The sequence below is a fragment of the Pectobacterium nicotianae genome (assembly GCF_023272715.1).
GTDB classification, from domain to species: domain Bacteria; phylum Pseudomonadota; class Gammaproteobacteria; order Enterobacterales; family Enterobacteriaceae; genus Pectobacterium; species Pectobacterium brasiliense.
The window spans coordinates 381587-406090 of the sequence record NZ_CP096821.1 but is presented as its reverse complement, the minus strand read 5'-3'; the positions used below and the strand labels follow the sequence as shown (position 1 = coordinate 406090).

Below are 24504 nucleotides of genomic sequence, written 5' to 3'. Positions count from 1 at the left end.
CCCCAAACGGTATTACCGATATAGGGCTAATAACTCGTTTACTTTACTACGCCCTAAAATATTACGGCTAATCGTTCTGCGTGCTTTAACAACATAAAGCACCGCTTCCTGATACCACTCACGAGTCAGTAACGTGTCATGATTGGAAATCAGTACCGGAATCTGGCTTTCTGCTGATAAACGGCGCGCCAATTGCGCCAAGCTCTGCTGGTCGGCACGACTGAAATTATTGGTGTGATAGGCCGTAAAATTCGCGGTCGCAGACAGCGGCGCATAAGGCGGATCGCAATAAATGACCGATCCCTTCTCTGCTTTTTCCAGCGTGTCCTGATAATGCTCACAGACGAAAGTGGCATTTTGCGCTTTGAAGGCGAACCAGCGAATTTCTTCTTCAGGAAAATAGGGCTTCTTGTAGCGCCCGAAAGGAACATTGAATTCACCGCGCATGTTGTAACGGCACAGGCCGTTATAGCAGTGGCGATTCAAATAGAGAAACAGCAGCGCGCGCCGATAGGCATCGCTGCAAAGGTTAAATTCGTCACGCAGCAGATAAAACGTCTCTGACGTGTTGACCTCATCCGTAAAAAGTTTACGGGCGTCGGTAACAAACTCATCTGCATTCGATTTAACGATATTGTAGAGATTAATCAGGTCGCTATTAATATCAGCCAGTATGTAGCGATCGTATTCCGTATTCAGAAACACGGAACCCGCGCCAACAAAGGGCTCAATGAGACAGTCTCCTGCGGGTAAATAGCGACGAATTTCTTCTACCAGCGGATATTTACCACCAGCCCATTTTAAAAAAGCGCGGTTCTTCTTCATGCCGTCGTTAGTTACTCATACGTTTCAGAGCCGCGGATTGTACTCTGTGTCAGACAGCACATCAGGGCTAAAATTGGTGTTACTTATTCAAGTCCTGCTTCACCTGGCGGATCGGCTTAACCCATGGTTTTTTCGCTTGTACCTCTGCGGGCAACGCGGCAATTGCCTGTTTCGCTTCCGCAGAAGAAGCATAGACTCCGGTCACTAACACATACCAGGATTTTCCGTCTCGTTTCGTTTCATACACCCAAGAATGGGTGAGATTATGTTGTTTTGCGTAGGCTTTCAGCGTATCCGAGCGTGATGCGCTGCTCAGTTGCAACGTAAAACTGCTGGCAGGCGCATTCTGTACGGAAACGTTCTGCCCGGCTGCTGCAGGAGCCGCTTTTGCATTAGCTGCGGGTTTGCTTGCGACTGGCGCTTTTGGCGCGCTGTTCGCAGCAGGCTTAGCGTTGCTGGCGTGTGCAGGCGTCGTGTTGTGCGTATTTTTAGCGGATGAGGTCGCAGGCGTTTTCCCCGCAGGAGCAACCGTCGCAGGCGCCGTTGGCAACGTCGAGTTTCCTGCCGCACCCTGAGAGAATTCGCTCACGCGCCCTTGCTGTTGCGACAGCGCATCAGTGATATTGCCCGGCAGCTCAATACGCTGCTGGCCTGCCACCGGCGGTTGAATCTGTGCATCCGTCGGCGTACCGGAAATCGGTGGAGCACTCAATGTCTGAGGCGACGTCGGCGTTTGAGAAGACGCCTGCCCTGGCATTTGACCATGACTGACCTCGCCGGAAACAGCCGCAGGGCTTTCACTCGGAGAGGAAGGCTGCGTGTTCTGGGTCATGGAGGACGAGGAAGAGAGATCGATATTTCGCTCGCCACTCGCTTGATTCTGCGTCTGTGAGGTTTGTGGCTGAGAAGGCGCCTGCAAGGCAGACCCAATACCCACGATCAGCAACACCAGCACCACAATCCCGATGCCAATCATCAGGTGCTGTCTGGAAAGCGCGATTTTAGGTACCGCGAAGTTGCTGCTTTTCTGCTGACGAGTAGGTCGACGGTCACTGGTATCAGGCTTCAGCTCATCTTCCGGCTTGAACTCATCCATTTAACATCTCCCCACTAAAAAGCTCGAATTCGCCACGCGGTCGCCAAGGCGAATCATTGAATCGTAACGCATTGTATTTTATTAACCATAACCCATCAGGGCGTGTCTGTCGTTAATACTTATCTTTCATAACTGCCAGTCTTTCATAACCCGATAGCATTACGCATCAGGCAAGACAGTCAGCTATCGAAGCCAACACCATGTCATGCGCAACGCCGCCACGAACTTCAGATTGACCGATTGCCGTTGGCAGCACCAGACGTAACTCGCCCGCCAGCACTTTCTTGTCGCGCATCATATGAGGAAGATAGGATTCAGGTGTCATTTGCGTTGGGCCGTTTACAGGTAAGCCAGCGCGAATCAGCAGAGACTTGACTCGCTCGACATCCTCAACGGAGAACTGCCCAAGGCGACGTGCCGTATGTGCAGCCATCACCATGCCTGCCGCAACCGCTTCGCCGTGAAGCCAGTTACCGTAGCCCATTTCTGCTTCAATGGCATGCCCGTAAGTATGGCCCAAGTTGAGCAGCGCACGCATACCGCTTTCGCGTTCATCTGCTGCAACCACCGCCGCTTTGATTTCACAGCAGCGTCGAATGCAGTAAGCCAGCGCGTCATGCTGTAGCGCACGCACGGCTTCAATGTTTTCTTCGAGCCAAAGAAAGAAATCGCGATCCAGAATAATGCCGTACTTGATGACTTCCGCCAGCCCGGATGACAATTCCCGTGCCGGTAAAGATTTCAGGCAGTCCAGATCGATCACAACCGATACGGGCTGGTAGAACGCCCCGATCATGTTTTTACCCAATGGGTGATTGACGGCGGTTTTACCACCGACGGAAGAATCTACCTGCGATAGCAGCGTCGTCGGCACCTGAATAAACCGGACGCCACGCTGATAGCTGGCCGCGGCAAAACCGGCTAAATCGCCGATGACACCGCCACCCAAGGCAACAATCGTCGTATCACGACCATGCGGTTTCGCCAACAGCGCGGTAAAAACCTGATCCAATACGGTCAGCGATTTGTGCTGCTCGCCGTCAGGTAAGATAACCTGATCGACATGCACACCACTGTTTTCCAACACGCCACGAACGCGGTCAAGGTACAGAGGAGCCAACGTCTGGTTCGTCACCAGCATGGCCTGCTCCCCCGCTTTCAACGGCATAAAAGAAGCCGAATCATCAAATAATCCAGCGGCTATCGTAATGGGATAACTACGTTCCCCTAGTGTTACGGTAATTCTTTCCATGCGCGTTAAACAACCCGTTCAGGATCCGCTCAATGCGGATAAGGTATGCTCTTAGTTACTTTCCAGCATATTGATAATCTGGTTAGCAACGACCTTGGCACTTTGCTCGTCAGTCCGAATGGTAACGTCAGCGATTTCTTCATAAAGCGGGTTCCGCTCTTTCGCCAACGCTTCCAATACTTCACGTGGAGGGGTTTCAACCTGAAGTAACGGACGCTTCTTGTCACGCTGCGTGCGGGCAAGCTGTTTCTCGATTGTCGTTTCCAAATAAACGACAACGCCGCGCGCGGAAAGACGATTGCGCGTCTCACGTGATTTGACTGAGCCACCGCCTGTCGCCAGCACGATGCCTTGCTTTTCCGTCAATTCATTAATGACTTTCTCTTCACGATCGCGGAAGCCTTCTTCGCCTTCCACATCGAATACCCAGCCCACATCAGCCCCAGTGCGTCGCTCAATTTCTTGATCGGAGTCGAAAAACTCCATATTGAGTTGCTGAGCTAACTGACGGCCAATAGTGCTTTTGCCGGCACCCATAGGCCCAACCAGAAAGATATTGCGTTTCTCTGCCATGTTTTTTGGTATTACTAAGACAATTCGTTAATGATAACCCGCCCCGCCAATCAACCCAGCGGCGGGACCTAAACTGAAACCTCATGAGCGATAGTGCGAGAATCAGACAAAAAATTATCTCAAGACTCAGGGTAGTTTGGCAACCGAATAAAATGTCACACCGACCACAGGGGGTCAATGTAGTATGTTTTATCGACATTTTCGGTGGAACAACACTTCAGTGCTCAATTCGCTAACCCTTGTAAGCTAAATCCGCCGCAGCGTCAAACTCATAAGCGACGAACGTGACAAAATATTGCGCCCAATCCGAAAGAAAAACACCGTATGACATCAGAGCCCGCCTGAGTTTACTCACGATGATGCGGGTATCAGCGTCGGCGTAATGAAAATGACCAATTCTCGTCGCGTATGCTGCTGAGTATGGTTTCTGAACAGATGACCAAATACGGGAACCTCGCCCAATATGGGTACCTGTCTGTCGCTGTTCTTTTTTTGCTGCTGGAAAATGCCGCCTAAAACGATGGTTTCTCCATCAGCGACCGTCACCTGGGTTTGGATTTCCTGTTTATCGATCGCTAACGCTTCGCCATTATCACCCTGTTTAATCGTCTGCCCCGGCATGTTTTGGCTGATTTTCAGGTTCAGTGTAATCCGTCCAGCACGCAGAATGTCTGGCGTGACCTCCATCCCTAACACCGCCTCTTTGAACTCGATAGACGTCGATCCGCTGGCACCGCTGGAGACCTGATACGGAATTTCCGTGCCTTGTTTAATACTGGCGGTCTGCTGGTGCGCGGTAAACAAGCGAGGGCTGGCGATAATCTCGACCTGACTTTCCTGTTCCAGCGCCATTAATTCCAGGTCCAGCAGGCGACCATTCAAGCGTGCCAAATGGAATCCGGCATTGATCGCGGGCGTATCGACTGGCAGGCCAACGTTAAAATTATTCAGCCTGAGCGCCTTGTTCGCCGCGTCCCCTTCACCCAACCCCCAATTCACGCCCAGCGCCTGTAGGTGCTCGCTACTGATGGTGACGATATGCGCCGCCAGCTGTACCTGCGCTAACGGCAGATCGAGCTCTTTCACCCACGGTTCGAGCTGTGCCAGAGCCTCTTCCGTATCGCGAATCAATAGGGTATTCGTCCGCTTATCCACGGTTACGCTGCCCCGCGTAGAGAGTAGCGTTCCACGCTGAGCCTGAACGCTGGCCGCCACTTCCGTCGCATCAGCATATTGCAATGCAATAGAGATATTATGCAGCGGCAATTTCTGCGCCTGCTCCGCCGCATGTTCGTCTCGTTCTTTCTGCAAGGACTCAAGGTGCCCAGCAGGGAAAACCATCAGCACGTTACCGTTCCGCTCGACGCTGAGCTTCCCCATACGTAGAACAATATCCAATGCCTGCTGCCAAGGAATATCGGCCAACCTCAGGCTAAGATTCCCCGTCACACCCGGAGCGATCACCACATTGAGCTGTTGGTGATCGGCTAACGCCTGTAGCACCCGAGGTATCGGTGAATCTTCAAACGCCATCGATACCGAACTTTCCGCGCTGGCCTGACACGGCGCGGCGAGAAGAAGTAACCCACTCCACGCCACCATCCGACATAACATCCTCATATTCATAACCTTCCTTGTTATCGAGATACGCTGTTGCCAGCGTTGTTTTCAAAGAGCGGTAGTCCAAAGACAGCGTTCAAAATACCTGTCGTCAGGCAGACTGCATCTATTCCGCAGGCTTAGTGATAAACGGAGAAATCAGCAGCAGATTCTCTGGCAGACCATCACAGCCTGCCTCATGCGCTGTCGGGACAAGTTTGGCACCTGATTTATCCAGTTGACTGACCACCCAATTCCCCGGAGGGATCGTCTCGCCACGTGTCAGCCTGATCCAACCGGCCTCCGGCTGCGCTAACCAGCCAGTCCAACGGTCGCCAGAACCAATCACGCCTTTTAGCTGCCACGCTGGCTGTGTCGCTGAGGGCAGACAGCGTGAAGCAGCCAGAGGCTGAAAAGGGTCGATACGCTCTGTGGATTTTTCTGCCTGCACGCTATGTGGCGCAAATAGCAGCATCAATGTGATACGAAGCGTGGCATGGCTCATGGCGACACCTCCGGCCTGATTAGCGTTAGTTCAACCAGAAGCCGCGGTTTTTCCGACGCTGCCGCTGGAGCGCCATCTGGCTTTACGGTTAGTTGCGTTATTCGCAGCACATAAGGTAATGCCGTCAGCGCACGAAGCACCTGCAATACGCCCGTGTAATTCGCGCTAAATGCCAATTGCCAACGTTCCTGATGAGGTGCTCCCGCATGAGGCGGAGCGGGCTGCCAGGATAGAAGCGAAGCCCCCGCCAGCGACAGCGGCTCAACGATAAGCTGTGCCAGCCCGTCAGGCTGAAAGGGATCGTCTTGCGCGGTTTTCTCCGCTAATTGCGTGCGTAGCACCGAGAGCAGTGGCATCGAACCTAGTTTTTGCTGGAGTTCCCCTACATCCAGACGCGCCTGAACGGTTTGCTCTTCTATGCCAATCACCGCCTGCCGTACTTCACCGATGAGGAACCAGCCTGCTAACAGTCCAGCAGTGGCGACGAACGCCAATTGAAGCGCTAGCTGCTGCCAAAGCGGTTTATTCACTAGCCCAGGCCGATTCAGTACGACGGCAGTCACGATCGCTTGATTAATCATGGTCTTCCCTCGGTAAGGAAACACCCGCATCGCGCCAGTTGGCCTGAAAGGAAAAGTGCAACGGGGTATTCACACCACGCTCTCGGGACGTATGCAGCAACTGCACACGCTCAACAGAAACATGACGTGATAACGCGTGCTGTAGCGTAATGATATCGTGATAGTTTTCACTTACACCGGACAGCAGCAGATGCGACCCGCGGTCAGCGATTTCCGTCAGCCACAGACGCGCGGGCACCATGCCAGAAAGCTGATCTAACAGATGGAGGTTACGACGATTGTCATGCTGGACTCTCGCCTCGCCGCGTTCCTGTTCCAGATAGCGACGCAGCGCTTCTCGCGCCTGATGCGTTTGTTGATACTGCACCGTCAGTTGCTGCTGTTGGGCCAGCACCGCATGGAGTTCATCCTGCGCGCGTTGCTGCCTGTTTTGCCAAAGCAGATAGCTCGCCGCAATAAGACATAGCATCAACCCCGTCTGTAGCCACAGCAGCCCTAGCCAACGGCTTGCCCGCTGGCGCATCCGAGTGTTGCGCCAGGGTAAAAGATTAATCAGCAACATAGTCAGGCATCCTCAGGCCGCAATGCCAATCCACCCGCAATCGCAAAAGCCGAGGGGAAACTCGGCAGCGGCGGCTGCATGTGGTTAAACACCGTTAACGGCGACCACGGCTGCAATACGTCGGTCTGCTGGCTGGGTAAATCGGGCGAGACGCTAGAGTAATAGGCTATGTCATCGACATCATGCTGATAGCGAGTGCTTACAACAGATAAGATATCGGCCTCGCCATTCAGCTCATCAAGGTGTATCACGCCCGAGTGAAAAGCATGGTTCAACGGGGAAACCCACAGCCAGCCATCCAACAAGCGATGCAGCAACAGACGGTGAGTTTCAAGCCCAGCCCGCTGCGCCATCGCCCGAAGCGCACAGGTTGAAACCTCAAGTACATCGGGGTGTAGCCCCGCGCTATTCAGGCATGCCAGCCAGTTATCAACCTCCTGTCGGCGCGCGGCCGTCACCAGCAGCGAACCCCGCATCTGCGGATCTTCCCGATAGTCTATCGCCAGCGATTCGCTGCTGATCGGTAGCTTACGCGCCGCCAGGGTTTCGATGTAGAGGCTACGCTCCGGCTCCTGTAAACGCGGGTCGGGCATCGGTAAATGCTGCTGTAAAATCAACTGAGCAGGGAACCCTACCCGTAGCGAAATGTGTCCAGGCAGTAAACGACGCCATGTTCGCAAGGCCTCACAAAGTGCCTCAGTATGGTGTAGACTACCCGTGCGCAAGGTGTCGTCTGGTAGCGGATATTGCCACCAGTGACGAAGCTGCCAGCCATCGCGGCGGCGCTGAACCGCCAGCGCACGCATGAAGCCGTTTTGTATATCAACGCCAACCCGCCAGATGTGATAACCCATGTTCAACCCGATTTCCTTATCCAATAAACATATCCACAGTGCTGGCTTACCTTTATACTAGCGCCCGGTTGTTTATAAACTGTCCAAACGCTACTGAATGGAAAATCCCAGGTGAAGTTCGTAAAGTATCTATTCATCCTTGCAGTCTCTTGCATTCTGCTGGGAGCTGCCTCGATATACGGTTTGTATCGTTATATCGAACCCCAACTGCCCGATGTCGCCACGCTGAAAGACGTTCGGCTGCAAACGCCTATGCAGGTTTACAGCGCCGATGGCGAACTGATCGCTCAGTTTGGTGAAAAACGCCGTATCCCACTCAAGCTGGATCAGGTTCCCCCTGAGTTGGTACACGCTTTTATCGCGACCGAAGACAGCCGCTTCTATGATCACCACGGTGTCGATCCCGTCGGGATCATCCGCGCCGCGTCTATCGCACTCACATCGGGTCACGCCTCTCAAGGGGCGAGTACCATTACGCAACAGCTCGCCAGGAACTTCTTCCTGAGCCCCGAACGCACCCTGATTCGTAAGATCAAGGAAGTGTTTCTGGCTATCCGCATTGAGCAGTTGCTGACCAAGGATGAAATCCTTGAGCTTTATCTGAACAAGATTTACCTCGGCTATCGCGCTTATGGCGTTGGCGCAGCGGCACAGGTTTACTTTGGCCGCCCTGTTGACCAGTTGACGCTGAGCGAAATGGCGATGATCGCCGGTCTGCCGAAAGCGCCATCGACGTTCAACCCGCTCTATTCCTACGACCGTGCCGTTGCCCGTCGCAACGTCGTCCTTGCACGTATGAAGGATGAAAACTACATCACCCAGTCGCAATACGATGCGGCACGTAACGAAAAACTGGTCGCGAATTATCACGCACCGGATATTTCGTTCTCCGCCCCGTATGTCGCAGAAATGGCACGACAGGAGATGGTCAAACGCTACGGCGAAGATGCTTATAACGATGGTTATAAGGTCTACACGACGGTCACCAAAAAATTGCAAACCGCCGCACAGGATGCGCTGCGTAATAACATCCTCGCCTATGACATGCGCCACGGTTACCGCGGCCCGAGCAAAGTGCTCTGGAAGGTAGGCGAAGGCGTCTGGGATCAGGCGAAGATGATTGCCGCCCTGAAAGCGTTGCCGGTCTACGGCCCGCTCTATCCGGCCATCGTCACCAGCACTACGGCTGACAACGCGATTGCGATCCTGTCTGACGGCAGCAACATTGCCCTGCCGATGGCGGGCATGCGCTGGGCACGTGCATACCGTTCCGATACGCAGCAAGGGCCAACACCGAAGCGCGTCACGGACGTGGTACAGGCAGGCCAGCAGGTCTGGGTGCGTAAAGTGAACGATGACTGGTGGCTGGCACAGGTGCCGGACGTCAACTCTGCCATCGTCTCGCTTAACCCGAAAAACGGGGCGATAGAAGCACTGGTTGGCGGTTTTGACTTTAACCAAAGCAAATTCAACCGTGCGACGCAGGCACTGCGTCAGATTGGTTCCAACATCAAACCGTTCCTGTATACCGCTGCGATGGACAAAGGTTTAACGCTGGCAACGATTCTGAACGACGTACCGATCACCCGTTGGGATGCCGGTGCAGGATCTGACTGGCGGCCGAAAAACTCACCGGCAACCTACGATGGCCCGATCCGTTTGCGTCAGGGGCTGGGTCAATCCAAAAACGTAGTGATGGTACGTGCCATGCGTGCGATGGGCGTAGACTATGCCGCGGATTACCTGCAACGCTTCGGTTTCCCGGCGCAGAATATCGTCCATACCGAATCGCTGGCGCTGGGCGCGGCCTCGTTTACGCCGCTACAGGTCGTACGTGGTTATGCCGTCATGGCAAACGGCGGCTATCTGGTCGACCCTTATCTGATTAGCAAGATAGAGAACGAAGTGAGTGGGACGGTCTTTACCGCGACGCCGAAAGTGGTCTGTGATACCTGTAACCTACCGCTAGTTTACGGTGAAACGCCACGTTCTCCGGTGTTGGCGACCACTAACGTTGAAGATGTTGCCACGTCAAACGAAGCGCCGCCGGTAGGCCTGCCGCAGCCAGAACTGGAACCTGTCACGCCAGAAGCCGCACAGCAAAGTGCTGCACAGCCTTATGCACCGCACGTGATCAACACGCCGTTGGCGTTCCTGATTAAAGACGCGCTGAACAGCAACGTCTTTGGCGAACCGGGTTGGATGGGAACGGGCTGGCGTGCAGGCCGTGATTTGAAACGTCGTGATATCGGCGGTAAAACCGGTACCACGAACAGTTCCAAAGACGCCTGGTTCTCCGGCTATGGCCCGAATCTGGTGACTTCAGTCTGGATTGGCTTCGACGATCACCGTCGCGATCTGGGTGCCAGCAGCGCATCTGGCGTCATCAAAGATCAGATCTCCGGTTATGAAGGCGGTGCGAAATCAGCACAGCCTGCGTGGGATGATTTCATGAAAGCCGCGCTGGATGGCGTACCGGAGCAACCGCTGACGCCGCCGCCTGGCATCGTCAGTGTGGTCATTGACCGTAGCAGCGGCAAGCTGTCCAACGGTGGTGGGAATAGCCGTTCCGAATACTTCATTGATGGAACGCAGCCGAAAGAATACGAAGTGCATGAAGTCGGCACCACGCTGATGGATAACGGACAAAGCGAAGAATTATTCTAGCCAACGTTCGATAGCGTTACACTTACAAAGAAGGCACCAGAAACGGTGCCTTCTTTTTTGGCTATGATGAGTCAGGAAATTAGCGGGGTGTGCGGCGCAGCCAGTCGTGGGCCAGAAACAGCGCGCTGACATTACGCGCTTCGCGGAAATCAGGCTCTTGCAGCAACGACATCATGTTATCTATCGGCCAGCGGACTTGCGGCATCGGCTCCGGCTCATCGCCTTCCAGGCTCTGCGGATACAGCCCACGCGCCACAACGATATTCATCTGGCTGGAAAAATAGGAGGGCGCCATCGTTAACGTCGCCAGCAACTCCAGCTTTTCCGCTCCAAAACCGACTTCTTCCATTAGCTCGCGGTTAGCGGCTTCGAAAACCGTTTCGCCGGGATCGATCAGCCCTTTGGGAAAGCCCAGTTCGTATTCTTCAATGCCGACGGCGTATTCACGGATCAACAGCAGTTCATCATCAATGATCGGGACAATCATCACCGCCTGTCGGCCACTTGGGCGCATCCGTTCATAAACCCGACGTACTCCGTTACTAAATTCAAGATCGACGGATTCCACATTGAACAGGCGCGAATGCGCTACCGTTTCTACCTTGAGGATTTTAGGTTTTTTCAGGTTATGACTCATTGATGCCCCCCAGAGAGTTACGACCAGAACGGCACCTTAGCCCAACGCGCATGAGAGACTGCGTTTATCGCAGCCTGAATATGCCATGCTGTTGAATAAGAAGAGATCGTAAATATGCTTTTTTGATTCTGTTCACATTGTGCGTTAACAGTCACCTTCGCTGCAACTATCGTGACGATGAATTTACGTGTGGGCAACATGAAGGATACATCCTGTATGAGAAACCACCAGAAAAAGTCAATAACTTAAAAAAAATAGGAATATCCTCATTCAAGAGGCGTTTTTTGCTTGTTACTATCATCACCTTATGCGATTAATTCCATTCACAATTACGTTATTAATCTAAGAAAACAATGCCATACGGGTTATCATCGATTGTATAATTTTGTTAAACTCCGACGAGAACAAGGAGCATCGCGTTTTGGAATGGAGATGAGATGAGCACAATATTTACCCTATTGGCGATATTGCTTGCCTGTCTGATCGCTGTCGGAGGTCTTATCGCCTACCGTATGCGACACCGTTTCTTCTCCGCTCCGCCGTTACCCGTTTCGCAATCGCTTCCCCGACGGTTAACTGAAGACGAACGGATCGCCATTGAGCGTTATCTGGCTCAGGAAAACAGCCAGCAAACCACGCCGCTTGATACCCCCAACGAGCAGCCAAAACTGCCGCGTTCCCTGCAAAGTAATCGGGTTTACCCCATCACCCATACGATTACACGCTATGGCCTGAGCACTGATACTCAGAATAAGTGGCGCTACTATATTGATACGCAAGAAGTCCATCTGCCGCCCAGTTGGGAACCGTTTATTACCGAAAATAACACCGTCGAACTGATTAAGACGCGCTCGATCCCGCTGGTCATTTCCTTGAATGGACACTCGCTAACCGAGTGTCTCGACGATCGTCCCCTCGCCCCACTGCCGAGTGAAGTCCCTGTCCCGAACGCCTCCATCCGTCAGGAAGGGAGTGAGCATGCCGAGTTGGTCACTATCCGTAAGGAAACACGTGAAGAACACGCCATGCACCACTCTGGGGGCTTGAAGGAAACCGCCGTGCTCTGCGTGTCTTTTCTGCTTTTGTTCATCAGTCTGAATAGCCCTATCGCCCTGCTCCCCTGGCTGATCGGTACCGCATCATTATTAGCAGGCTGGAGCCTGTGGCAGCTTTTCCGCTCGCCGTCCGCTCAGGAACTGCGCGATGTGCACTGCCTTCACGGCACGCCGCAAGGTTTGGGTCTGTTTGGCGAATCCAATCAGGGGCCGCTCGGTAATATCTCGCTCGGTAATATCGATCTGATTTACCCGCCTCACTGGCAGCCCTATATCACGCAGGATCTCGGGCGAAAAACAGATGTCGATATCTATCTCAACCGACAGGTGATCCGTCAGGGAGAGCACCTGTCGCTGCATGATGAAGTGAAACATTTCCCGCTACAGCGCTGGGGCAGGAATCTACTGCTGGCCGCTGGTTCACTGCTCAGCCTGATTTTGCTCGTCACTAACGTACAGCTTGAACTGCCGCTCAAGCTCAGTCTGGCCTGGCTTCAAGGTGCGCAGCGCATTCAGGTCACGCAGGTCAGCGATCTGGAAACCACTCAGCTCCGCATTGGCGACACGCTGGCGGTACGTGGCAACGGCATGTGCTATGTGCCCGCAGGCATTCATCCCGTTTCCGCACCGTCGTCCTATGCATTCAGTCCTTTTGACTGCTCCGCTATTTACTGGAATAAAGCTGCACCGCTGCCATTACCGGAATCCGAGACGATTGAAAAAGCTTCTGCCCTGCTGAAATCCGTCAACAGCCAGCTCCATCCGCAAGCGGAAAAAGAAGGTCAGGTTAACTCTCAGTTAGCGTCTACGATCCAGAAATCAGGTCTGATTCTGATGAAAAACTTCGCTGAAGTTGTCCTGAGAACACAAGATTTGTGTCGGCAGGAAAACGATTGCTCTCGCCTGAAAAATGCGCTGGTGAATCTAAGCGACGTCAAGAACTGGAATACACTGGTAAAAGACGCCAATTCCGGCACGCTGAAAGGTATGAATGTGGTGCTGCCCGCCGTCAGCGCAGAAACGCTGGAATCCTTGGTCAACAGTTCTACCGATCAATTCTTCTATCAGGAAATCAATAACGCGGCAGATTCGCTGAACAGCCCGCCGCCCGGTGGATTCCTGATTCGCAGCGACGAAGGCCGACAGTTCGTTAACCATCCGCTTCCTCCGATGCCGCTGAATGAATATCGTCCATCGGACCAGTGGCAGGAACTCCAGCGGCTTTCCGCGATGCTGCTGCATACACCGTTTAATGCCACGGGCGTGATTACGCAGCTGAATACCGATGCCAACGGAACCCAGCACATCAGCCTGCACAGCGAACCTGACGTCATTACCGTCTGGCGCTATCTCGGCACGTGTCTGCTGCTGCTGCTCTTTTCTGCAACGTTTATCGTTAATGCGATTTTGACCGGGATTAAGATGCGTAAAAGCCAGAAGCGAGTGACCGATATTCAGCGCTATTACGCCTCACGGTTCAATATGATGACGAATTCGTTCCCAGACAATCGCCCACAGCTACCCCGCTAACGGCATCGTGCCCGCTCTGTGGTTATGCTAACCTAGCGGCCGTCACTCTTGTCACAATTGCATTGCGCGTCTTCTGCTGCATCACCCCTATAGCACGGCGCGACATCTGGAGTCGTTATGAATCCCCACGTTAACTGGCACGACATCGACACCGTGATACTGGATATGGATGGCACGCTACTCGATCTGGCGTTTGACAGCTATTTCTGGCTTCAACTGGTGCCGCAGTCGCTCAGTGAAAAACGTCGCATCAGCCTTGAACAGGCGCGCCAGCTTATCGAACAGGAGTACCAGGCCGTTCAGCACACGCTAAACTGGTACTGTTTCGATTACTGGTCAGAACGTCTCGATCTGGATATCTATCAAATGACGACGGATATCGGTACGCGAGCCCGATTGCGCGATGACACGACGCCGTTTTTAGCGGCGCTGCGCGAATGCGGTAAAGAGACAATTCTGCTGACCAATGCCCATCCACACAGTCTGGCGGTAAAAATCGAACACACCGGGCTGGATCAGCACCTTGATTTATTACTTTCCACCCATACTTATGGGTATCCGAAAGAGAATCAGCGCTTGTGGCAGGCCGTACAGCAGCAGACTGGCTTCAACCCCGCCAGAACGTTATTCGTGGATGACAGTGAACCGATTCTGGATGCCGCGAAAACGTTCGGTATCCATTACTGTCTGGGCGTGCGTAATCCCGATTCCGGCCAGCAGGAAAAGGCATTCCTGCAACATCCGTCAATGAACGACTACCTTGCGCTGCTACCAGCCCTGCGCCACTCCGTTAACGCAGGGTAATGCAGGTGGCCTGAGGGGGAAACACGGAGATGAGGTTCCCGCAGGGATGCCTCGCGCCGTGGTCGCCCCCAGTAACGCGATCCTTAAACGATCGGCATTAGGGTAATCAGGGGAATTTATGGTGAAAGCTACCGAGCAGGCCGACGACGCCGTTCGTCTGGACAAATGGCTTTGGGCTGCCCGTTTCTATAAAACCCGGGCGATAGCTCGCGAAATGATCGACGGCGGCAAAGTGCATTATAACGGGCAACGCGGTAAGCCGAGCAAACAGGTCGAACTGAATGCCGAGATCAAACTGCGTCAGGGCAATGATGAACGCACCGTGGTCATTTTAGCCGTCAGCGGCCAGCGCAGAAGCGCGACAGAGGCGCAGGCGCTGTATCAGGAAACGGCCGCAAGCATTGAGAAACGAGAAAAGCTGGCACAGGCGCGGAAAATGAATGCGCTGACGATGCCACACCCCGATCGCCGCCCTGATAAAAAAGAGCGACGCGATCTGATTAAATTTAAATACAGCGATCAGGAATAACGCTCCGCTCTTCATTTGTTGGTCATCAAACTGCTGACAATAGAGAGAAGACCCAGCGATTGCCGCACCACTCATCGCCGCACTACTCATCTCCGCACAACGACGAGAAAATATTATGGCTCATGACCAACTACATCGTTATCTGTTTGAAAATTATGCCGTTCGTGGCGAGTTGGTGACAGTTAACGAAACGTATCAACGTATTTTGACCAACCACGACTACCCAGCTGCGGTACAAACGCTGCTGGGCGAAATGCTGGTTGCCACCAGCCTGCTAACGGCCACGCTGAAATTCAGCGGCGATATTACCGTTCAGCTTCAGGGCGATGGCCCACTGAAACTGGCGGTGATTAACGGTAACCACCAGCAACAGATGCGCGGCGTTGCCCGTCTGCAAGGGGATATCGCACCGGGGAGTTCGCTGAAAGAAATGGTCGGCAATGGCTATCTGGTCATTACCATTACGCCGACTGATGGCGAGCGTTATCAGGGCGTCGTCGGTTTAGAAGGTGAAACCGTGGCCGAATGTCTGGAGAGCTATTTCCAGCAGTCCGAACAGTTGCCGACACGGCTGTTTATCCGCACGGGTCAACACGACGGGAAGCAGGCAGCCGCAGGCATGCTGCTTCAGGTGTTGCCCGCACAGGATGCCGACCGTAATGATTTTGATCATCTGGCACAGCTCACCACAACGGTCAAAGCCGACGAGCTGTTTACCCTGCCTGCCACCGAGGTACTGTACCGCCTTTATCATCAGGAAGAAGTCACCGTGTATGAGCCGCAGGATGTCGAGTTCCGCTGCCACTGTTCGCGCGATCGTTGCGCAGATGCATTAATGACGCTGTCCGATCAGGAAGTGAATGAGATGATCGAGCAGGACGGTGAAATCGATATGCACTGTGATTATTGCGGTACGCATTACCTGTTTAATTCGCTGGACATCCGCGCCATACGGCAGGATTCATCAGGAAATCTGTTGCATTAATCTTTTTAACGGGTACGAAAGTACCCGTTTTATTTTGCTTATTTTCCCATCTGTAAACCGACGTGATTATTTTTCAAACACCCTAAATAAGCAAAGTTATTAATGAATTTATTTAATTTTATGATTGCTATCGCGGTTAAAATAAGCTCACTCCCTACAATGTTTAGTAGTACGACTATAACTTGAGGAGTAGCAACATGCTGATCAACGGTCTTACCCCGCAAGCCCTGACGGCTTATGGAATCCACGATGTCCGCGATATTGTCTACAATCCCAGCTATGACCTGCTTTTTGAAGAAGAACGCTCCCCTACCCTACAAGGCTATGAACGCGGCATCGAAACCCAACTGGGTGCGGTAGCCGTCGATACCGGCATCTTTACTGGCCGTTCCCCGAAAGATAAATACATCGTGCGCGATGACGTGACCCGCGACACCGTGTGGTGGTCCGATCAAGGAAAAGGTAAGAACGATAACCACCCCTTGAGTCAGGAAACCTGGTCACATCTGAAGCAACTGGTCACCACACAGCTGTCCGGCAAGCGGTTGTTCATCATCGATGCCTTCTGCGGTGCTAACCCAGATAGCCGCCTCAGCGTACGTTTCGTGACGGAAGTGGCGTGGCAGGCGCATTTCGTCAAAAACATGTTTATCCGCCCGAGCGATGAAGAGTTGGAAGGCTTTGAGCCGGATTTCATCGTGATGAACGGCGCAAAATGCACCAACCCGAACTGGCAGGAACAGGGGCTGAACTCCGAGAACTTTGTCGCGTTCAACCTGACAGAACGCATCCAGTTGATTGGCGGCACCTGGTACGGCGGCGAAATGAAGAAAGGGATGTTCTCCATCATGAACTACCTGCTGCCGCTGAAAGGCATCGCTTCCATGCACTGTTCGGCAAACGTCGGCGAAAAAGGCGATGTGGCGGTCTTCTTTGGCCTGTCCGGCACGGGTAAAACCACGCTGTCCACCGATCCGAAACGCCAGCTGATTGGCGATGACGAGCACGGCTGGGACGACGACGGCGTCTTCAACTTTGAAGGCGGCTGCTATGCCAAAACCATCAAGCTGTCTAAGGAAGCAGAGCCGGATATCTACGGTGCCATCAAACGCGATGCGCTGCTGGAGAACGTCACCGTGCTGGCAGACGGCACCGTGGACTTCAACGACGGCTCCAAAACCGAGAACACCCGCGTCTCCTATCCGATCTACCACATTCAGAATATCGTTAAACCGGTCTCCAAAGCGGGCCATGCAACGAAAGTGATCTTCCTGACGGCGGACGCGTTCGGCGTGTTGCCACCGGTTTCCCGCCTGACGTCCGATCAAACGCAGTATCACTTCCTGTCCGGCTTTACCGCCAAACTGGCAGGAACCGAGCGCGGCGTAACGGAACCGACACCGACCTTCTCCGCCTGCTTCGGCGCAGCATTCCTGATGCTGCACCCGACGCAGTACGCTGAAGTGCTGGTAAAACGCATGAAGGCGGCTGGCGCACAGGCCTATCTGGTGAACACCGGCTGGAACGGCAGCGGCAAACGTATCTCCATTAAGGATACGCGCGGGATTATTGATGCCATTCTGAACGGCAGTATTGATGATGCAGAAATGCAGACGCTGCCTGTCTTCGATTTGGCGATTCCGACCTCGCTGCCCGGCGTCAATCCTGACATTCTCGACCCGCGTGATACCTACGCCAGCGTCGAACAGTGGCAGGAAAAAGCGGACGATTTGGCACAGCGCTTTATCACCAACTTCGATAAGTACACCGATGCACCGGCAGGCGCAGCGCTGGTGAAAGCAGGACCGAAGCGGTAACCACAGGTAAGAAAACCATTACGAAAAAGGCGCGGATTCCGCGCCTTTCTTATTCATGCCAGTACTGCACAAAATACTTATGACTCTTTCACGGCACCCGCATCCGCTACCGCAACGTCCGAGAGCAGCGGCAGATACGCGCGGACGCAGAGCCCACCGCGTTCGCTCCTGCCGACATCCAGCACGCCATTGTGCGCATCGATAATACGCTGCACAATCGCCAGCCCCAGCCCTGTACCGCTAGTGGTTCGTGCGCTATCACCACGCACAAACGGCTGGAACAGGTGCTGTAACTGATCGGGCGCAATGCCTTCTCCGTCGTCTTCTACCTGAAACCAAACGCGCTGTAGCTCACGTCCAGTACTGACTTTGATCCAACCGTTCCCGTAACGCGCCGCATTCACGACCAGATTCAGCGCCGCGCGTTTGATCGAAAGGGAGCTAATGCGCACCAGCAGTTCGCCGGTAGCAAAATCGCTGTCAATCTGGCGTTCATAACCGCTTTCCGATGCCACCACTTCGCCCATAATGGCGTTCAGGTCGGCCACTTCCGTCTGCATTTCCTGACCGGTACGCAGGTAGTCGAGGAACTGCTCAATAATCGCATTACACTCTTCAATGTCCTTATTGATCGACTCCGCCAGATAGTCATCTTCCTTGCCCATCATTTCGGTCGCCAGACGAATTCGCGTCAGCGGCGTACGCAGATCGTGGCTGACGCCCGCCATCAGCAGCGTGCGGTCATCGGCCAGCAGCTTCACGCCGGAGGCCATCTGGTTAAAGGCACGCGTCACGGAACGCACTTCGGAAGCGCCATATTCACGCAGCGGCGGCGGAATAATGCCTTTACCGACCTGCAAAGCCGCATGCTCCAGCTCAACCAAGGGTCGGTTCTGCACCCGAATAAATAGCCACGCACCGCCAATCACCAGCAGCATTATCGCCAGCGTATAGCGGAATAGCGGCGAGAAATCGCCCTGATGAATTTCGGTGAGGGGAACGCGCACCCAGATATCCGGTGACAGCCAGGTTTTCAGCCACACCACCGGCGTATTCTTGCTGACTTCAACCCGCACATCCGTCGGGCCGCCCAGCTGTTGCGCCATCTGGTCACTCAGAAACTTGTAGTGCTGGGCCCAACGCAGGCCGCTTTCCTCCGCCGCCGCATTGGTGTACAGCGATATACCCAATTCGCGGTAAATCTCACGCCGGAACGCAGGCGGCACCTCAAGCGTGGAGCCATCTTCCAGTTGCAGACTGTCCGTCATCAGCATTCTTACTTCGTATGCCAGCACTTTATTGAACTGCTGCAAACTCGGCAGAATCGCGAAGTTGAGCACCACCAGATAGGTGGTGACCAAACTGACAAACAATAACGTGACAATCAGTAGCAACGTCCGTGCAAATGAGCTGCGCGGAGAAAAACGCCATTGCATCATGCCTTACTGCCGTCCGGGACAAACACGTAGCCAAGACCCCACACGGTCTGGATATAGCGCGGGTGCGCCGGATCCTCTTCCACCATGCGGCGCAGACGAGAAATTTGTACGTCGATGGAACGCTCCATCGCACTGTATTCACGACCACGGGCCAGGTTCATCAGCTTATCGCGAGACAGCGGCTCGCGCGGATGGCTCACCAGCGCCTTAAGTACGGCAAACTCGCCGCTGGTTAACGGCATCGGTTCATCATCGCGGAACATTTCGCGCGTGCCCAGATTCAGCTTGAATTTGCCAAACGCGATAATGGCTTCTTCCTGCGATGGCGCGCCCGGCAGTTCGTTCGCCTGACGACGCAGCACCGCACGGATGCGAGCCAGCAGTTCACGCGGGTTGAAAGGTTTAGGAATATAATCGTCCGCGCCGATTTCCAGCCCGACGATACGATCGACTTCTTCCCCTTTTGCCGTCACCATAATGATCGGCATCGGGTTGCTCTGGCTACGCAAGCGACGGCAGATGGACAACCCATCTTCGCCCGGCAGCATCAGATCCAGCACCATAAGGTGAAAGGATTCACGGGTCAGTAAACGGTCCATCTGTTCAGCATTGGCTACGCTACGTACCTGAAAACCCTGCTCAGTCAGATAACGCTCTAACAGCGCCCGCAAACGCATGTCGTCATCTACAACCAGAATTTTATAGTTTTCTTGCATTCTCTTTCTCCAAAGGCGTAATAGCGCCGACGATGCTATTGTTCAGAAACATACGAATTACTGACAGTCGTTTCTGGTATACATTCTAGGCAAAATTGTTACAAAGCATATTAAAATTCGTGTAATCAATCATTTCCTGTGCTCTCAGGCATGAAATAATCGGCGATTAATGACGATTGCGGTTAGCGAAGCGTGTCGTTTACGAAGATTGCCGTTTACCAAGATTGTCGTTTACGAAGATTATAGTAACGCCGCTACCAATAAAAAGGCACGGTAGCGGCGAAAGCAGGAGAAAAGCGAAGAAAGAGGACGTTGCCGCCTGAATTCAGCGCGACAACGTGGAGCGGTCAACGTATCGCGGTGATTAGCGCATAAGCTCATCCAGCACAACACGCACCGACGGCAGTGCCGGTTGGAAAAGGTGACGCGTCGTCTTGTAAGGGAACAGGCTCTTTTCCGCCACAATCGTTTGCATAATCAGGCTTTTGCAAAATGGTTGCCCGGTCTTCCAGTGGTAAACGGACACGCGGGGATCGTCATAGTCGAGCAGCGCACAAGGGATATGCTTTAATCCCAGCTCGGCGGCCGCGCGTAACCGGTGATTACCGTCCATAATAATCCCCGTCTCTTTCTCTATCGGTACTGGCGTCGTCCAGCAGCCACAGCGGCAAATATCCTCCATCAGACATTCCACGTTCGACATATCGACATTTTCAGAGGGAAGCAGGAACTGCACGGGCGTAAGAGCAATCTGGTAAGTCATACTTTCAAACACGCTCTACCTCCTGAAGTAAACAATCTCGTATCGCTCCGGCCAGTGCACCGGAGCCGACGGTGAGTGACTTACTGCGTAAGACTGACGAAATAGCCCGGCTGGTAATCAACCGGCAAGAACTGCTGGTGAAGCTGGCGGAAGGTGTCATCCGCATTGAGATCGCGGAATAAGTCTGGGTGGAACCACTCGGCCAGTTGCTGAATGGCGATAAAGTCATACGGGCCGTTGTAAAACTGATGCCAGATGGCATGAAACGCTCGCTGCTGCTTGGCGACGCTGTTGGTGTAGGCCGGACGCCCCAGAAACCATTCGAGACGCTTACGTCCTTCCGCCATATCCTGCCCCGGCCCCAGACCAATCCAGCGTCCACCGGGCACGAAGGCCTCAAAGTTACCGCTGGTGATCACCACAATTTCCGGGTTTTCCACAATCACCTGTTCAGGGTGCATCTGCATAAAGGTGCTCGGCGCATTCTTCGCCGCAACGTTATCGCCACCGGCCAATTGCACGAATTTACCGAAGTTATCCGGGCCGAACGTCAGGCAGCATTCATCGGTATAGCCACCCAATCGCTCAATAAAAACGCGCGGGGAACGTGGTTTTTTCGCCGCCAGCACATCGGAAACGCGTTTTAGCTGTGCCTCACGGAATGCGAGAAAGGCTTCGGCACGTGCTTCCTGATTAAACAGCTTGCCGAACAGACGCATGGTAGGCGCCGTGTTTTCCAGCGGGTGATAGCGAAAATCGACATACACAATCGGAATGCCGACGCTGTCCAGTATCCGGTCATAACCCGCATCGACAATCGACCGCTGTGCCTCAATGTTCATAATGATGACGTCCGGCTTGAGCGACACCGCCTGCTCCACGTCAAACGTGCCCTTTTCCGTGCCGTCAAACGTCGGGATTTTTGCCAGTTGAGGGAAGCGGTCACGATACTGGTGCCACGTTGCCGGATCGGACTGAATCAGATCGCGCTTCCAGGCGACAATCCTTTTCGCCGGGTCTTCCCTGTCGAGCATCGCAACCAGATACAGCTGACGCCCCTCCCCCAGCATGACACGCTGCACCGGCGTCTTTACTCTCACCTCGCGCCCCAGCACGTCCTTGATGACAGTGGAGGTTTGCGCAGTTTGCTCAGCCTGCCCCGCCAGCGGCGACAGGCCTATCATCAACAGCGCGCTCAGCAATAACCGACGGCAATATTGCCGCGTCCAACGATTACACATTTTCGATATTTCCCTTCGTCGAGAGAGAGTCATGTTTTTCCGCCTGTATCCGCAGGCGTCGTAGCAGCATCAGCGCGACCAGGAAGGTCACCAGATACGCGGCACCAACGCAGAAGAACAGCGAACGTAATCCGGGGGAGTAGAGAACCAATCCGCCCAAAGCAATGCCTAGAATCGAGGCAAACTGGCTGACGCTTTGCGCCACGCCGAGTATGTAACCCTGCTGCCCGGCCCCAGCCGCACGGGAAATCAGCGCCATCAGCACGGGCGTCGTCGCCCCCAACAGCACGCCCCACAGGAAGTACAGCGGGATGAAAATCGCAATATTCAGGATCGTAGCAGCCGTCAATGTCACGGTGGCGCAGGCTAGCATGACCACACACAGGCGGCTCAGCGTCTGCGACAGCGAGAGATTTTCAAAATAGCGCGCCCACAGCGATGCGGAGACAATCACGCCAGTCGCCTGCAAGCCATAACACAGCCCGATAACCCACTTATCCACCTGAAAGAAGCCGTCCAGATAGAGGGAAAACGGTGTTTGCGGGATCATACGGCTGGTCAGCAACAGGCCAGAAATCAGCAGCAGACCGGGAATCGGCGACAGCGCCCAGAGCCGCCTGCGGGGAAGGGCTTTCGCCTGCGCGTCCGCTGGCGGAACAACGGGAGCCTCAGGGGCGACATGTGGCAGGAACAGCGCCACGGTGATGCCGCACAGCGCGCAGAGGATCGCCGCACTCAGGTTGATCCAGAAGAAGTTCAGGTAATCGAGGATCAGCCCGCCGACAATCGCTCCCAGCAGCGATCCCACGTTGGTAGATACCTGAAGCCAGGCAAACAGCCGCGTGCGCTGTAGCGGACTGACCACCGCGACGCCATACGCCTGCGCGGGCGCAATATAGCCCGCACAGGCACCCTGAATAAAACGCAGCGCGACTATCGTCCAGATGTCGTTTGCCCACGCCAGCCCAAGCTGGGTTAACGCCAGCCCAAACAGCGCGCGGATCATCATGGCTTTGTTGCCCAGCCGGTCGCCCATCCGTCCCCAGAAGGCGCTGGTCAGCATAATGCCCAGCATCGGCCCGACGTACACGGCAATCCCCGCGATACTCAGTTCCGCACCGGATGACATACTTTCCAGATGCAGCGGCCAAAACGGCCCGCTCATCTCCATCGCCCCCATCGCCACTAGCTGCACGACAAACATAAAGTGGATGATGAACGCCACCTGTCCGCTCAAGCGCATGCGTCAGCTCCTTCTGCTTCGACGGCGTCACCCGGCCTCATTCCCGCTACGGTCATCACGTCAATTCATCTCATCCGTCAGCCAGTGCGGCGGGAAATAGTCGGGGCGATCCTGCGTGGAGGTTCCCATGTAATCGCTGCACCACCGGTAAACTTCCTCAATGTACGGCACGCTAACGGTCAGATTCTCCGCAATCGTCACCAGCAGGCTCAGGCCATAGGCAATATCCTCCTGAAACACCCGATGCTGCGTATCAAACACGTACCCACCAGCGTCATGTTTTCGCAGCGGCAGACCGATGCCGTGATAAGCCTGATTGGTGCGCAGCACGGAAAGCATCGTGTGCGCATCGGCAATCTGATCGCCATAGGCATCGATAATCTCCTGCTTGAGCGGCAGCACTGAATCCAGCCGCACGCCGAGCCGCGTCTCCAGCGCTGCACACAGCCGCTGGTTCTCCTCGTCCATGCGTTCCAGATAATAGGCACCGAGTTCCGGGCAATCATTCCACCAGCACAGCGGCTGTGAGAGCGGTCGGGCATGCCACTGCCCGTAGGGACCGATCAGGCCGTAAATCACCGCGCTGTGCATAATCGGGTTACCCGGCGTCAGCGTGATCTCCAAATAATCCGGCAAGAGCACCACGGGCGCAGCATAGAGCCGTTGCAGCAGCGCCATCAGCGCCTGCTGGCTCGCAGCGGTTTCACGCCGATGCGTGGCGACATACAGCGTGGCCTTTTCGCCGCCCATTTTGATCGACTGTCCCGGCAGCAAATCAAACGCAATGTGCGCGACGTCCTTCATGCCCCAAATCACCGCGTTTGGGCGCGCGGCCAGCTCACGTTCGGCCAGCCAGTCAAAACCGCAAAAACCGGGGATTGCGCCGACGTACACCGGTTTATCGCGGGGAAGATGCGGAACGATCCGCGCCAGAAGATCGGCGCGGAAGTTGGCGGGAACGGTGATGATAACGATATCCGCATCGCGGCAGGCTTCCGCCGGATCGCAGGTCACGCAGTCCGGCGTCGCCGTCAGCGTCTCGCCATCCGGCAGCAGCGCGTGTAGCCGTTTACCGTGCTGCTGATAGGCTTCCGGCAGACGAGGATGGCTGCCCAACAGCGTCACCTTGACGTCTGGCAGTTGTTTAAACAGCACCGTGGCGAGATGGCCGGTCTTGCCGGCCCCGCAAATCACCACGTTAAGCGGCTGCCCGCTTAGCGTTTCGATCATC

The 24504-nt window shown here is 54.4% G+C and carries 22 protein-coding genes; 6 read left to right on the top strand and 16 right to left on the bottom strand.

Going from position 1 to position 24504, the window contains the following annotated elements; all coding sequences use genetic code 11:
* Positions 1 to 12 precede the first annotated feature (12 nt).
* The 9 genes from dam to pilM all read right to left on the bottom strand — a co-directional run bounded on the left by dam (position 13) and on the right by pilM (position 7847).
* Positions 13 to 825, bottom strand: a complete 813-nt coding sequence (gene dam / locus MYB54_RS01715) for an adenine-specific DNA-methyltransferase (RefSeq protein WP_014916855.1) — start codon at positions 823 to 825, stop codon at positions 13 to 15.
* 79 nt (positions 826 to 904) lie between these two features.
* Positions 905 to 1921, bottom strand: a complete 1017-nt coding sequence (locus MYB54_RS01710) for an SPOR domain-containing protein (protein WP_248721436.1) — start codon at positions 1919 to 1921, stop codon at positions 905 to 907.
* 166 nt (positions 1922 to 2087) lie between these two features.
* On the bottom strand, positions 2088 to 3173 hold the full coding sequence (aroB, locus tag MYB54_RS01705) for a 3-dehydroquinate synthase (protein ID WP_010277670.1): 1086 nt from the start codon (positions 3171 to 3173) through the stop codon (positions 2088 to 2090).
* Between the two features lie 51 nt (positions 3174 to 3224).
* A complete protein-coding gene (gene aroK, locus MYB54_RS01700) occupies positions 3225 to 3746 on the bottom strand; it encodes a shikimate kinase AroK (RefSeq protein WP_005969451.1) in 522 nt (173 codons plus the stop codon).
* Positions 3747 to 4097: 351 nt separating this feature from the next.
* Positions 4098 to 5372 carry a DNA uptake porin HofQ gene (gene hofQ / locus MYB54_RS01695; RefSeq protein ID WP_248721435.1) on the bottom strand — a complete coding sequence of 425 codons (1275 nt, stop codon included), beginning with the start codon at positions 5370 to 5372 and terminating at the stop codon, positions 4098 to 4100.
* Between the two features lie 100 nt (positions 5373 to 5472).
* Positions 5473 to 5850 carry a HofP DNA utilization family protein gene (locus MYB54_RS01690; protein WP_248721434.1) on the bottom strand — a complete coding sequence of 126 codons (378 nt, stop codon included), beginning with the start codon at positions 5848 to 5850 and terminating at the stop codon, positions 5473 to 5475.
* Positions 5847 to 6431, bottom strand: coding sequence for a hypothetical protein (locus MYB54_RS01685; protein ID WP_248721433.1), 585 nt, complete (start codon positions 6429 to 6431; stop codon positions 5847 to 5849). Before MYB54_RS01685 ends, MYB54_RS01690 begins: the two co-directional genes overlap by 4 nt.
* Positions 6424 to 6993 carry a PilN domain-containing protein gene (locus MYB54_RS01680; protein ID WP_248721432.1) on the bottom strand — a complete coding sequence of 190 codons (570 nt, stop codon included), beginning with the start codon at positions 6991 to 6993 and terminating at the stop codon, positions 6424 to 6426. The genes MYB54_RS01685 and MYB54_RS01680 overlap by 8 nt, the downstream gene beginning before the upstream one ends.
* Positions 6994 to 6995: 2 nt before the next feature.
* Positions 6996 to 7847, bottom strand: coding sequence for a type IV pilus biogenesis protein PilM (pilM, locus tag MYB54_RS01675; RefSeq protein ID WP_248721940.1), 852 nt, complete (start codon positions 7845 to 7847; stop codon positions 6996 to 6998).
* 111 nt (positions 7848 to 7958) lie between these two features.
* Between pilM and mrcA the strand changes: the two genes are divergently transcribed.
* The gene (gene mrcA / locus MYB54_RS01670; RefSeq protein WP_205559771.1) at positions 7959 to 10514 is read left to right on the top strand and encodes a peptidoglycan glycosyltransferase/peptidoglycan DD-transpeptidase MrcA; all 2556 of its coding nucleotides are present in this window, start codon (positions 7959 to 7961) and stop codon (positions 10512 to 10514) included.
* 79 nt (positions 10515 to 10593) lie between these two features.
* Here mrcA and nudE read toward each other — a convergent pair whose 3' ends face one another.
* Positions 10594 to 11151 carry an ADP compounds hydrolase NudE gene (gene nudE, locus MYB54_RS01665; protein ID WP_014916864.1) on the bottom strand — a complete coding sequence of 186 codons (558 nt, stop codon included), beginning with the start codon at positions 11149 to 11151 and terminating at the stop codon, positions 10594 to 10596.
* A 437-nt stretch (positions 11152 to 11588) separates the two neighbouring features.
* Here nudE and MYB54_RS01660 point away from each other — a divergent pair, with 437 nt between their 5' ends.
* The 5 genes from MYB54_RS01660 to pckA all read left to right on the top strand — a co-directional run bounded on the left by MYB54_RS01660 (position 11589) and on the right by pckA (position 17871).
* Complete coding sequence (locus tag MYB54_RS01660; protein WP_248721431.1) at positions 11589 to 13736, top strand: intracellular growth attenuator family protein; 2148 nt, start codon at positions 11589 to 11591, stop codon at positions 13734 to 13736.
* A gap of 117 nt (positions 13737 to 13853) precedes the next feature.
* Positions 13854 to 14540, top strand: a complete 687-nt coding sequence (yrfG, locus tag MYB54_RS01655) for a GMP/IMP nucleotidase (protein ID WP_039288638.1) — start codon at positions 13854 to 13856, stop codon at positions 14538 to 14540.
* A 118-nt stretch (positions 14541 to 14658) separates the two neighbouring features.
* Positions 14659 to 15069 (top strand): ribosome-associated heat shock protein Hsp15, encoded by a 411-nt coding sequence (gene hslR / locus MYB54_RS01650; protein ID WP_010277707.1) that lies wholly within the window; start codon positions 14659 to 14661, stop codon positions 15067 to 15069.
* Positions 15070 to 15184: 115 nt separating this feature from the next.
* Positions 15185 to 16054 carry an Hsp33 family molecular chaperone HslO gene (gene hslO, locus MYB54_RS01645; RefSeq protein WP_010277708.1) on the top strand — a complete coding sequence of 290 codons (870 nt, stop codon included), beginning with the start codon at positions 15185 to 15187 and terminating at the stop codon, positions 16052 to 16054.
* A 197-nt stretch (positions 16055 to 16251) separates the two neighbouring features.
* Positions 16252 to 17871: a phosphoenolpyruvate carboxykinase (ATP) gene (gene pckA, locus MYB54_RS01640; protein ID WP_039498094.1), complete on the top strand. Its 1620-nt coding sequence runs from the start codon at positions 16252 to 16254 to the stop codon at positions 17869 to 17871.
* 77 nt (positions 17872 to 17948) lie between these two features.
* Here the strand turns inward: pckA and envZ are convergent, their stop codons facing one another.
* The 6 genes from envZ to MYB54_RS01610 form a co-directional block, all read right to left on the bottom strand.
* Complete coding sequence (gene envZ / locus MYB54_RS01635; protein ID WP_039277203.1) at positions 17949 to 19310, bottom strand: two-component system sensor histidine kinase EnvZ; 1362 nt, start codon at positions 19308 to 19310, stop codon at positions 17949 to 17951.
* On the bottom strand, positions 19307 to 20026 hold the full coding sequence (ompR, locus tag MYB54_RS01630; protein ID WP_005969424.1) for an osmolarity response regulator transcription factor OmpR: 720 nt from the start codon (positions 20024 to 20026) through the stop codon (positions 19307 to 19309). The genes envZ and ompR overlap by 4 nt, the downstream gene beginning before the upstream one ends.
* Positions 20027 to 20390: 364 nt before the next feature.
* Positions 20391 to 20801, bottom strand: coding sequence for a ParB N-terminal domain-containing protein (locus tag MYB54_RS01625; protein ID WP_080718602.1), 411 nt, complete (start codon positions 20799 to 20801; stop codon positions 20391 to 20393).
* Positions 20802 to 20869: 68 nt separating this feature from the next.
* Complete coding sequence (locus MYB54_RS01620; RefSeq protein WP_248721430.1) at positions 20870 to 22030, bottom strand: ABC transporter substrate-binding protein; 1161 nt, start codon at positions 22028 to 22030, stop codon at positions 20870 to 20872.
* Complete coding sequence (locus MYB54_RS01615) at positions 22023 to 23273, bottom strand: MFS transporter (RefSeq protein WP_248721429.1); 1251 nt, start codon at positions 23271 to 23273, stop codon at positions 22023 to 22025. The genes MYB54_RS01620 and MYB54_RS01615 overlap by 8 nt, the downstream gene beginning before the upstream one ends.
* A 60-nt stretch (positions 23274 to 23333) precedes the next feature.
* Positions 23334 to 24503 (bottom strand): NAD/NADP-dependent octopine/nopaline dehydrogenase family protein, encoded by a 1170-nt coding sequence (locus MYB54_RS01610; RefSeq protein WP_248721428.1) that lies wholly within the window; start codon positions 24501 to 24503, stop codon positions 23334 to 23336.
* Position 24504: the final 1 nt, after the last annotated feature.